At 68.5% G+C, this 7,279-nt stretch carries 4 protein-coding genes and 2 rRNA genes (1 of these 6 cut by a window edge); 1 reads left to right on the forward strand and 5 read right to left on the reverse strand.

Annotated features, from left to right (window positions below; translation table 11 throughout):
* Positions 1-14 precede the first annotated feature (14 nt).
* From CIK06_RS27480 to nudC, 3 genes are all read right to left on the reverse strand, one after another.
* Positions 15-1,643 carry a DUF6114 domain-containing protein gene (locus CIK06_RS27480; RefSeq protein WP_095567221.1) on the reverse strand — a complete coding sequence of 543 codons (1,629 nt, stop codon included), beginning with the start codon at positions 1,641-1,643 and terminating at the stop codon, positions 15-17.
* A gap of 88 nt (positions 1,644-1,731) precedes the next feature.
* Positions 1,732-2,364, reverse strand: a complete 633-nt coding sequence (locus CIK06_RS27485; RefSeq protein ID WP_095567222.1) for a DUF6230 family protein — start codon at positions 2,362-2,364, stop codon at positions 1,732-1,734.
* Positions 2,365-2,797: 433 nt separating this feature from the next.
* Entirely contained in the window at positions 2,798-3,721 is a 924-nt protein-coding gene (gene nudC / locus CIK06_RS27490; RefSeq protein WP_232533896.1) for an NAD(+) diphosphatase, read from the reverse strand.
* Positions 3,722-3,785: 64 nt separating this feature from the next.
* On the opposite strand from nudC, the gene CIK06_RS27495 reads away from it, so the two are divergent.
* On the forward strand, positions 3,786-4,811 hold the full coding sequence (locus CIK06_RS27495; RefSeq protein WP_095568186.1) for a questin oxidase family protein: 1,026 nt from the start codon (positions 3,786-3,788) through the stop codon (positions 4,809-4,811).
* A gap of 90 nt (positions 4,812-4,901) precedes the next feature.
* Here the strand turns inward: CIK06_RS27495 and rrf are convergent.
* Both rrf and CIK06_RS27505 read right to left on the reverse strand, forming a co-directional pair.
* Positions 4,902-5,018: ribosomal RNA gene (rrf, locus tag CIK06_RS27500) — 5S ribosomal RNA — on the reverse strand.
* 103 nt (positions 5,019-5,121) lie between these two features.
* Positions 5,122-7,279: ribosomal RNA gene (locus tag CIK06_RS27505) — 23S ribosomal RNA — on the reverse strand; it runs 958 nt beyond the window's last position.

Consider the following 7,279-nt stretch of genomic DNA (forward strand, 5'->3'; position numbering starts at 1 on the left):
TACGGGTGCCGGGCTCAGTGCAGCTTCGCCGCCAGTGGCCTCGCCGTCAGCGTGTCGGAGACGACCAGGGCGAGCTGGACGTCCGGCTTGTCGAAGGTGATCGGGATCGGCAGGGACAGGTCGATGCCGTCCGGCGGCAGCGGCGAGTCCGGGGTGAGCGTCAGCTTGATGCCGAGGATCCACCCGACGAACCGGGTGGTGTAGAAGACCACGTGCCCGTCGACCGTGAGCTGGTTGCTCTCGTAACGCAACGCCGGCGGGGCGCCCGCGATCTGGAGTACGAAGTCGTCGGTGACCGCCCGGCTCATCGAGAACTTGAGCACCGGCAGCGGGCCGGCCGGGGTGGGGAAGTCCGACACGATGCCCTCGTACCTGAGGTTGGACATCACCAGTTTGCTGCCGGTCAGCCGGGACGGCGCGTTGGCCGCGACCGGGGTGTTCGGGTCGGCGGCGAGCCGGGCGACGCTGCCCTTGGCCGGCCCGCCGGACGGCGCCGTGGACGGCCCGCAGGCCGCGGCGGGCGGCGCGGACCGGCGCGGCGCGGCCGGACCGGCACTCGCCGCCGGGGCGCCACTCGGGGCCGGCGTGGCCGCCGGGGCGCTCTGGCTGGGCGACGGGGTGGGATCGGCGGACTCGTCCGAGCCGAGCCCCAGGAGATCGCCGATGCCGTCCACGATGCCGTCGACGATGCCGGTCAGGATGCCGCCGGGCCGGTTCTCCGTCGGGGTGGGGGACGCCGAGGGCGAGGCCGGAGCGGGGGTCGGATCGGTGGACCGGGCCGTCGGGCTGGCCGGGGCGCCGCTCGTGCTCGGCTGGGCCGCCGGCGGGCACGGTGCCGCGACCGCCGGGTCGGCACGGTGCAGCACCACCGCGCCGGTCACCGCCAGGCTGCCGACCAGGAGCAGGGCCGCCAGCGGGCCGGCCTGTGACCGGCCCCGCCCGTCCAGCTCCGGCGCCGGTTCGCGCAGCGGGTTACGGGGCTGTGGCAACGTGTCGGTGAGCAGGTCCGCCGGAGCGTCCGTGGCGTGGACCCCGGTCGCCGCTTCCTCAGGCCGGACCTCGGGCACCGCCGCCTCGGTCGTCACTGCCTCGGTCCGCGTCCGCTCGGTGGCGTCCTGCGGGTCCTCACCCGGCGTCCCGGTCGGGACGTCCTCCCGACGCTCCGAGGGGAACGGCACCAGGTCCCCGGCCTCCCCCGGCTCGTCCTCGTACGGCAGGTCCGGCGCGGGGACCGGCTCGACGGGCGCGGGAAGCGAGCGCGGCGTCCAGGCGAAGCCCAGCGCCGCGCCGACCATCCCGAACAGCATGCCGATGAACCAGCCGCCGAAGTTGACGGCGATCAGCGAGTAGACGGCGGTCAGCGAGCCGATGATCGAGTAGAACAGCCGCTGCTGGGGCGAGACCCACAGCAGTACGCCGCAGGTCGCCAGGATGGTGGGGATCAGCCAGGACAGGAAGCCGGTCGGTCCGAAGTGCACCTCAAGGGCGCCGAGGCTGCGCTGGGTGCTCTCGAAGATCTCCACGCCGGCGAGCAGCAGGAAGAGCCCGCCCCAGAACGGCCGGGAGCGCCGCCAGCGGCGGAAGGCGCGCCAGGCCCGGGTCGGTGCACCCGGACGGGCGTGCTGCGGCTCGACGGTGGTCACGGGTTGCTCCCTCGCGGTGCTCGGCGGGTGGTGAGACGGTTCCGCCGGTTCCGTGGTGGGCGCCCCACCACGGAACCGGCGGTGCAGGTTAACCCTTGGGCGCCTCGTTCAGCGGACCCCACGGCACGCACTTGAACTGCGCCGGGTCGCCGAGGTTCACCTTGAGCTGGAGGTTGTTCAGCCGGAACGTGCCGGCGCTTGTGTACCGGGCGACCTGGCCGAGGTCGTTGATGGTCACGTGGTCGGCCTTCTGCCCGAACGCGCCGGCGTCGCCGCCGAGCGGTCCGGCGTCCACGCCGATCTTGATGTTCTTGAACGTCGCGTCACCGCGCAGCTCGTCCATGCCGATCAGCAGGTCGTCGGCGTGCGCCGGGTGGGCCGGATCGGTGCCGGCCTTGATGGTCACCGTGACCGGCGCACCGCCCACGTTCACCGACTGGCACATGTTGTAGAGGTCGGCGCTGCGGATTCCCGAGACGGCGACCGGGTGGGCGGCGTCCTTGTCCACGGCCACGCCGCCGTACTGGGTGAATCCCTCGCCCTCGAGCCGGTCCGCGGCCACCTGGAAGGTCGAGCCGGAGACGTTGAGCGACGCGGCGATGGCGCCGTTTGCCATGCCGACGACGATGCCGCCGGCCACGACGGCGCTCGGCACCATCAGGGCCGCGAACCGCCGCCATCTGGTGCGTCCCTGCACCAGATTGTCACGGGAATCCTGCACAGGTCCTCCTCGGTGGGTCGCCCATCAACCGCGCCCCGCGAATGGGGGGTGTGGGCGGTTCTCAGGTCAGCCGCCCGGCGCGTACTGATCGGTAGCTCGGGGCGTGCGCCCGATATTCTCGCGAAGCGACGTGGCTCACAAGACCCTTGCTACTGACGAGTAACTGGAGTAGGCGGCCGGGGTTGCCGGCCGTAATCACGTCGCCGGTCGAGCCGGGGCAACTTGCCCGGATAAACCAGGTCGAAAGCGACAGACGTTGCGGGTACGTTAACCGCACGTAGCCACCACTGCCATATGTCACGTTTTGGTAACGACGACCTGTACATGAGTTTGGAATGCCGTTCGGCGGAAGCCGGGATCCGCCACCCGGCCGGGCATCCCACCGCCCGGTCCGGCTCGGGCGCGCGCCGCCCGGCGCGGCCGGCGCACCGAATCAGTCCTGATCGGACAGCCAACCCGTGAACAGCAGCCGGTCGATCGAGTCGTCCCGCCCCGGCGGATGCCCCGCGGCGGCCCGTTCCCGAAGCTGGTCCCGGGTGAACCACCGGGCATCCACCAACTCGACGCCGTCCACGGTCACCTCCTCGGTGGCGGCCACGGCGGTGAAACCCACCATCAGGCCGGCCGGGAACGGCCAGGCCTGAGACGCCCGGTACCGCACGCTGGCCAGCCGGATCCCGGCCTCCTCGGCGGCCTCCCGGCGCACCGCGTCCTCCAGGCTCTCGCCAACCTCGACGAACCCGGCGATCAGCGAGAAGCCGTCCGGGCCGGCGCCCCGATGCCGGGCCAGCAGGCAGCGGTTCGGGTCACCCGGCGCCTCGACCAACACGATCACCGCCGGCTCGATCCGCGGGAACAGCAGCCGGCCGCAGTCCGCCCCGGCACAGACCCGCAACTGCCCGCCGTCCCGCACCCGCGTGGGGCCGCCGCAGGCGCCGCAGAAACCCTGGCCGCGGTGCCAGTACAGCAACCCCCGGGCGTACGCCTGCAGGGCCGCCTCGGCCGGCGCGAGGCCGCCGACGATGGTCCGCACGTCCGCCGCCCGTTCCGCGCCGGCCACTGCCAACGCCTGCTGCTCGGGCAACGCCGACAGGTCCACCGCGAACACCGCCACGCCGTCGGCCAGGCCCAGGAAGACCGGCTCAGCGCCCGCGTCGAGGATCCCGGCCCCGGCGGCGCCGTCCAGCCGTACCGGCACGGGCGGATCCCCCGCGATCAGGCACCGGTCCCGCCACAGCGGCACGATCCTGGCCGCGGCACCGCGCCGGGCCGCCGTCCAGTCCGGGTCGGCCCGCAGTCCTCCCGCACGGTCCAGCCAGCCACCGGTGTACGTCAGCGGCACCTCGCCATCCAGCACACCGGCAACCGTCGCACGGCCGAGGATTGACCTCAAGCCCGGTTCAGGTCGCACGCTGGTGGACATGATCGACACGACGATCGACGAGGCGTACGAGCGCATCCGGCAATCCGGGCCGGAGCGCAACGGGTGGCTTTCCAACCACGCGCCCATGGCGGCCGAGGCGCTGGTGCACGCCGGCCGGTCCACCGAGGTGCACCGCTGGCTCGACTCGTACGCGGACCGGATGACCGAGCGGCCCCGCGGTATCGCGGTCATCGCGCCCGAGGAGTGGCGCGACCCGCTGGGCGATCCGCTACGGACCGGGGACTGGTTGCGCTTCTTCGACCGGGAGCTGGCCGGGGAGCCCTGGCGGGCCGTGCTGGCCCGCTGGTGGCCCCGACTGCTTCCCGGCATCGCGGCCGGCGCCACACACGGGGTCATCCGGGTCGGGCACGCCGTCCGGTCGCTGCGCGCGGCCGAGACCCCGGCCCGGGTCGCGGAACTGGGGGAGGGACTCGCCTACTGGGCGGCCCGCTGGCAACCACTCGCCCCGGCCGGAGCCGGCCCGTACCGCGCGGTGGATCCGCGGACGGCGCTCGACGCCGTGCCCCGGGTGCCCGACCAGCGGTACGGAATCCGCGCCCGGCTCGCGCAGCTGGCCGACCTGCCGCGCTGGCCCGTGGCCGCGGGCGCCGTTCCGGGTGACGGCGACCCGGTCCGCCGGCTCGGCGCGGTGGTCGACGCGGCGGTGTTGCGGCACGGCAGCCACGGGTACGCCAACGAGGTGATGATGGTGCACGCGGCCACCGCACCGAACGCGGTGCTGCGGTGTCTGCCGGAGCTTCCGGAGGCTCTGTGGCCGGCCAGTCTCGCCGCCGGTTGGGCCGCCACGGCGGCCGTCACCGCGGCCTATGCGCCCGCCACGGGGCGACCGATGCCCGTGGCGGCCGCCGGTACCACCGCGGCGGAGGTGCTGGACCGCGCCCTGGCGACCGGAGACCCCCATGCCATCAAGTTCGCGGACGTCGCCGTGGAGTCCGCGGCACGCGGGGCGGGCACGAGCGCGCTGGCCGTGGCGTGGCAGTCCGCGGAACGGCTCACCGAGTAGCGCCGCGTCGCGCCGTCGGGCCTGGAAATCCTGGCCCGGAAATGCGGTCAGGGCCACCCCGAGATGGGGTGGCCCTGACCGTTGAGGTATGTCCGGCGGTGTCCTACTCTCCCACACCCTCCCGGGTGCAGTACCATCGGCGCTGGTGGGCTTAGCTTCCGGGTTCGGAATGTGACCGGGCGTTTCCCCACCGCTATAACCGCCGTAACTCTATAAACCTGTCAAACAACCCAACCCTGACCCCACCCTCGCGGGTGGGTGGGTGGTGTCTGCTGGTTCAGAGTTGCATAGTGGACGCGTAGCATCTTTGTAGGTCAAGTCCTCGGCCTATTAGTACCGGTCAACTGAACCCGTTACCGGGCTTACATCTCCGGCCTATCAACCCAGTCGTCTAGCTGGGAGCCTTACCCCCTTCACGGGGTGGGATACCTCATCTTGAAGCGAGCTTCCCGCTTAGATGCTTTCAGCGGTTATCCCTTCCGAACGTAGCCAACCAGCCGTGCCCCTGGCGGGACAACTGGCACACCAGAGGTTCGTCCGTCCCGGTCCTCTCGTACTAGGGACAGCCCTTCTCAAGTATCCTACGCGCACGGCGGATAGGGACCGAACTGTCTCACGACGTTCTAAACCCAGCTCGCGTACCGCTTTAATGGGCGAACAGCCCAACCCTTGGGACCTGCTACAGCCCCAGGATGCGACGAGCCGACATCGAGGTGCCAAACCATCCCGTCGATATGGACTCTTGGGGAAGATCAGCCTGTTATCCCCGGGGTACCTTTTATCCGTTGAGCGACACCGCTTCCACACGCAAGTGCCGGATCACTAGTCCCGACTTTCGTCCCTGCTCGACCCGTCAGTCTCACAGTCAAGCTCCCTTGTGTACTTACACTCAACACCTGATTGCCAACCAGGCTGAGGGAACCTTTGGGCGCCTCCGTTACCTTTTAGGAGGCAACCGCCCCAGTTAAACTACCCACCAGACACTGTCCCTGAACCGGATAACGGCCCGAAGTTAGATACCCAAATCAACCAGAGTGGTATTTCAAGATTGCCTCCACCCCAACTGGCGTTGAAGCTTCACCGGCTCCCACCTATCCTACACAAGCCAATCCGAATACCAATGTCAAGCTATAGTAAAGGTCCCGGGGTCTTTCCGTCCTGCCGCGCGTAACGAGCATCTTTACTCGTAGTGCAATTTCGCCGGGCCTGTGGTTGAGACAGTAGGGAAGTCGTTACGCCATTCGTGCAGGTCGGAACTTACCCGACAAGGAATTTCGCTACCTTAGGATGGTTATAGTTACCACCGCCGTTTACTGGCGCTTAAGTTCTCAGCTTCGCCCCGAAAGACTAACCGGTCCCCTTAACGTTCCAGCACCGGGCAGGCGTCAGTCCATATACATCGAATTACTTCTTCGCATGGACCTGTGTTTTTAGTAAACAGTCGCTTCCCCCTGGTCTCTGCGGCCATACCACGCTCCACCCGCAAAGGGGCATCACGCGTCCGGCCCCCTTCTCCCGAAGTTACGGGGGTAATTTGCCGAGTTCCTTAACCACAGTTCACCCGATCGCCTTGGTATTCTCTACCTGACCACCTGTGTCGGTTTAGGGTACGGGCCGCTCGGGAACTCGCTAGAGGCTTTTCTCGGCAGCATAGGATCACTGACTTCACCTGAATCGGCTCGGCATCACGTCTCAGCCACACAGTGCGCGGATTTACCTACACACCAGCCTACACGCTTACCCCGGCACAACCACCGGCCGGGCTCAGCTACCTTCCTGCGTCACCCCATCGCTTGACTACTACCCGCCAGGATCCCACGCTCCCCCAACACGATCCGAAAACCGCACCAGGCTCGGGTGGTTAGCACAACGAGGTTCATCACGGGCGCTCCCACGCGGGTACGGGAATATCAACCCGTTATCCATCGACTACGCCTCTCGGCCTCGCCTTAGGCCCCGACTCACCCAGGGCGGATTAACCTGGCCCTGGAACCCTTGGTCATCCGGCGGAAGGGTTTCTCACCCTTCTTTCGCTACTCATGCCTGCATTCTCACTCGTGCCCCCTCCACAACTGGGTCACCCCGCTGCTTCACCACGGGCACGACGCTCCCCTACCCATCCACACACCTGCACACAACCCCACAAAGAGATCGCACGAGGCACACGCGTGAATGCCACAGCTTCGGCGGTGTACTTGAGCCCCGCTACATTGTCGGCGCGGAACCACTTGACCAGTGAGCTATTACGCACTCTTTAAAGGGTGGCTGCTTCTAAGCCAACCTCCTGGTTGTCTAAGCGACCCCACATCCTTTTCCACTTAGCACACGCTTAGGGGCCTTAGCTGGTGATCTGGGCTGTTTCCCTCTCGACTACGAAGCTTATCCCCCGCAGTCTCACTGCCACGCTCTCACTTACCGGCATTCGGAGTTTGGCTGATTTCGGTAAGCTTGTAGGCCCCCTAGACCAT

It is taken from the genome of Plantactinospora sp. KBS50, from assembly GCF_002285795.1.
Taxonomy (GTDB): Bacteria; Actinomycetota; Actinomycetes; order Mycobacteriales; family Micromonosporaceae; genus KBS50.